The organism is Azonexus sp. (assembly GCF_036170495.1).
GTDB lineage: Bacteria > Pseudomonadota > Gammaproteobacteria > Burkholderiales > Rhodocyclaceae > Azonexus.
Genome location: NZ_JAVHPH010000045.1, coordinates 3,312 through 6,531 on the forward strand (window position 1 = coordinate 3,312; position 3,220 = coordinate 6,531).

5 protein-coding genes are annotated in these 3,220 nt (G+C 57.2%); all 5 read right to left on the minus strand.

Annotated features, from left to right (window positions below; genetic code table 11):
- The coding region (locus tag ADADOO_RS01695) for a tRNA ligase subunit PheS family protein (RefSeq protein ID WP_511274457.1) at positions 1–585 on the minus strand (585 nt) is incomplete at its 3' end.
- Between the two features lie 69 nt (positions 586–654).
- Entirely contained in the window at positions 655–1,014 is a 360-nt protein-coding gene (gene rplT, locus ADADOO_RS01700) for a 50S ribosomal protein L20 (RefSeq protein WP_511274458.1), read from the minus strand.
- 11 nt (positions 1,015–1,025) lie between these two features.
- Entirely contained in the window at positions 1,026–1,223 is a 198-nt protein-coding gene (rpmI, locus tag ADADOO_RS01705; protein ID WP_511274460.1) for a 50S ribosomal protein L35, read from the minus strand.
- A gap of 96 nt (positions 1,224–1,319) precedes the next feature.
- Positions 1,320–1,868 (minus strand): translation initiation factor IF-3, encoded by a 549-nt coding sequence (infC, locus tag ADADOO_RS01710; RefSeq protein ID WP_511274463.1) that lies wholly within the window; start codon positions 1,866–1,868, stop codon positions 1,320–1,322.
- Positions 1,868–3,220, minus strand: a 1,353-nt coding sequence (thrS, locus tag ADADOO_RS01715; RefSeq protein WP_511274461.1) for a threonine--tRNA ligase, incomplete at its 5' end; no start/stop codon positions are given. The genes infC and thrS, both read right to left, overlap by 1 nt.

Here is a 3,220-nt window from a genome sequence, read left to right on the forward strand (position 1 = left end):
CAGTTGACCGTAGCGTTCGACGTGCGCCTTCATGTAGCGCGCCTGGATCGGGCTGGTATGAGTGCGCAGCAGCACCTTGTCGGCAACACTGCCATCCGGGTTCTGCAGGTAAAAGGTGTCGTGCATGGAACGCGCCGGGTGATCCTCGGGCGTATTCATGGCGGTGAAATTGAAGAAATCTTCCTCGATCTCGGGACCGTCGGCCACTTCGAAACCGATGGAACGGAACAGCGCCTCGATGCGTTCCAGCGTACGCGTCACCGGATGCAGACCACCGCGCGCTTCAGCGCGACCGGGCAGCGTGACATCCAGTGCCTCTTCGGCCAGGCGCGCTTCCAGCGCGGCCTTGCGGATGGCTTCACGGCGCTCATTGAGCGCTGCTTCAACGGCCGTCTTGGCGACGTTGATCGCGGCACCGGCCGTTTTCTTCTCTTCCGGCGGCAACTTGCCCAAGCCCTTGAGAAGTTCGGTGATCTGCCCGCTCTTGCCGAGGAAACGGGCTTTTACCTGTTCCAGCGCATCGGGGTCAGAAATGGCAGCGAAAGCCGACTGGGCTTCGCTAACGATTTGATCGAGATTGTCCATAGACGTCCACCAACAAAACCACCAATAAAAAAGGAGGCTCGCGCCTCCTTTTTTTAATTACGCTTTCGCTCAGGCGCCGAGCTGTGCCTTGGCCTGGGCGGCCAGAGCGGCAAATGCCGGCTGATCGAAAACAGCCAGATCGGCCAAGACCTTGCGGTCGACTTCGATGTTGGCCTTCTTCAGACCGTTCATGAAGGTGCTGTACTTCATGCCCAGCTCACGAGCAGCGGCATTGATACGCGCGATCCACAGGGAACGGAACTGGCGCTTGCGTTGACGACGGTCACGGTACTGGTATTGACCGGCCTTCATCACTGCCTGTTTGGCAACGCGATAGACGTTGTTGCGACGACCGCGGTAACCCTTGGCCTGAACAAGAATCTTCTTGTGACGCGCGCGCGCTGTTACACCACGTTTAACTCTAGGCATCTTCTATCTCCTTATGCGTAGGGCATCATGGCGCGGACAGATGCTGAATCGCGCGCGTTAACTTCAACCGAACCGCGCAGATGGCGTTTCACCTTGGTCGTCTTCTTGGTCAGGATGTGACGCTTGAAGGCTTGGCCGCGCTTGATGGAGCCACCAGCACGAACAGAGAAACGCTTTTTGGCGCCGCTCTTGGTCTTCATTTTGGGCATTTAATGCTCCTTAATGACATGCCACCAGGTGGTTCCCGCTACGGAAACACTTTGACTACCCGAAAGCACTTATAAAACTACGGTTACTGCTTGCTACTACTTCTTCTTGGCCGGCCCGATGATCATGATCATCTGACGACCTTCCATCTTCGGCATCTGCTCGACTGCGCCTACTTCATCGAGGTCCGCCTTAATCCGTTCCAGCTGACGCATACCGAATTCCTGATGCGCCATTTCGCGACCCCGGAAGCGCAGGGTAACTTTGACCTTGTCGCCTTCTTCCAGGAAACGCGTCATGTTCCTGAGCTTGATCTGGTAATCGTTTTCGTCGGTGCCCGGGCGCAGCTTGATTTCCTTGACCTGCACCTGCTTCTGCTTCAACTTGGCTTCGTGAGCGCGCTTCTGTTCCTGGTACTTGAACTTGCCGTAGTCCATGATGCGGCAGACTGGCGGCTTCGCGGTCGGCGCGATCTCAACCAGATCGGAGCCAGCCTCTTCGGCCATCTGCAAAGCCTCGCGAATACTGACTATGCCGAGCTGTTCACCTTCTGCACCCTGGAGACGAATCTCCGGAACCGTAATTTCTTCGTTGAGGCGATGCGCCTTGTTCTGAGCTATGGTAAAACCCCCGAAAACAACAAAAATTAAGCCGTGCCACTCCGCGCCGCAACTTCATTTTGAAGCTGCTTGATCAAGGCATCTACGGACATTTGTCCGAGATCCTGACCACCGCGAGTACGCACGGCCACCAGTCCGTCCGCTTTTTCCTTATCGCCCACAACGAGCTGATAAGGCAGCCGGTTCAAGCTATGTTCGCGGATTTTATAGGTAATTTTCTCGTTACGCAAATCCGACTCAGCCCGAAAGCCTGCCTGATGCAGCTTTTGTGCAACATCTGCGGCGTAATCGGCCTGCTTTTCGGAAATATTCAGGACAACCGCCTGAACCGGAGCCAGCCAAAGCGGCAGGGCGCCCGAGAAATTTTCGATCAGAATGCCGATGAAGCGCTCAAGCGAGCCGAGGATCGCGCGGTGCAGCATGACCGGCACCTTGCGCGTGTCGTCGGCACTAACATATTCCGCGCCAAGACGACCCGGCATTGAGAAATCGACCTGCATGGTGCCGCACTGCCACGAACGGCCGATGGCGTCCCGGATGTGGAATTCGATCTTCGGACCATAGAAAGCGCCCTCACCCGGCAGCTCCGTCCACTCCAGTCCGGAAGCGCGCAGCCCCTGGCGCAGCGCATCCTCAGCCTTGTCCCATACCTCATCGGAACCAACGCGACTATCGGGGCGCAGAGCCAGTTTGACTGCCACGTCATTGAAGCCAAAATCGGCATAAACCTTCTTGACCAGCGCATTAAAGGCCGTCACTTCGGATTCGATCTGGTCTTCGGTGCAGAAGATGTGACCATCGTCCTGCACGAAGCCACGCACGCGCATCAGGCCGTGCAGGGCGCCGGCCGGTTCGTTGCGATGGCAGGAGCCGAACTCGCCATAACGCAGCGGCAGTTCGCGATAGGACCGCAAGCCGGCATTGAAGACCTGGACATGCCCCGGACAGTTCATCGGCTTGACCGCGTAATCGCGATTTTCCGACGAGGTCGTGAACATGTTGTCCTTGTAGTGCTCCCAATGGCCCGACTTTTCCCACAAGGCCTTGTCGAGAATCTGCGGGCAGCGCACTTCCTGGTAACCGTTGTTGCGGTAAACGGCGCGCATGTAGCTTTCGATTTCCTGCCAGATCGCCCAGCCCTTGGGGTGCCAGAAAACGAGACCCGGCGCTTCGTCCTGCATGTGAAACAGGTCGAATTGCTTGCCGAGGCGACGGTGATCGCGCTTTTCAGCCTCTTCCAGCATGTACAGGTAGGCGTCGAGATCTTCTTTCTTGGCCCAGGCGGTGCCGTAGATGCGCTGCAACTGCTCGTTGCGATGGTCGCCACGCCAGTAGGCGCCAGCCACCTTCATGAGCTTGAAGACTTTGAGCTTGGCCGT